The sequence below is a fragment of the Thermaurantiacus tibetensis genome (genome assembly GCF_015354055.1).
Classification (GTDB): domain Bacteria; phylum Pseudomonadota; class Alphaproteobacteria; order Sphingomonadales; family Sphingomonadaceae; genus Thermaurantiacus; species Thermaurantiacus tibetensis.
In genome coordinates, this window is sequence record NZ_JACHTM010000014.1 from 1 (window position 1) to 670 (window position 670).

Below are 670 nucleotides of genomic sequence, written 5' to 3' on the forward strand. Positions count from 1 at the left end.
ATCCGGGCGGAGGGGATCGACTTCGAGATCGTGCGCCGGGCGCTGCCGCGGCAGCGGCGGGCGGTCCGGCACATGCCGGCCATCCACTTCACCGAGGTGCGGGAGTTCATGGAGCGGCTCGCCTTCGCGCGGGCGACCCCGGTGGTGCGTGGGGCGCTCGAGATGCTGGTGCTGACTGCTGCCCGGCCGGGCAACATCCGCTTCATGGCATGGGACGAGGTCAGGCCCGAGCGGCAGGCGTGGCACGTGCCGACCGCCAGGATGAAGATGGCGCGCGACCACTGGGTGCCGCTGCCACCTCGGGCGATGGAGATCCTGCGGGCGATGGAGGCGCACCGGAAGGCGGGCGTGCCCTGGGTGTTCCCGGGCGACCGGCCGGGCAAGCCGATGAGCGAGAACACGCTGTGCAAGGCCATCAAGGACATGGGCTATGCGGCCACCGCCCACGGCTTCCGCTCGACCTTCACCGACTGGGCGCGGGCCGTGCCCTATCCCGACCCCTTGATCGAGCTCCAGCTCGCCCATGTGGAGAAGGACAGGACCCGCGAGGCCTATGGCCGGGACGGCCAGCTCGCGCAGCGCCGGCGGATGATGGCGCACTGGGCAGACGCGCTCGCCGGCCGCGTGCCGATGCCCGCGCACGAGGGGGTCGCCACGGGCGCCTGAGCGC

General features: G+C 72.7%; 1 protein-coding gene. It reads left to right on the forward strand.

The window, feature by feature from the left end; all coding sequences use genetic code 11:
* Window positions 1-666, forward strand: a 666-nt coding sequence (locus H3H34_RS13200; protein ID WP_194751930.1) for a tyrosine-type recombinase/integrase, incomplete at its 5' end; no start/stop codon positions are given.
* Window positions 667-670 lie beyond the last annotated feature (4 nt).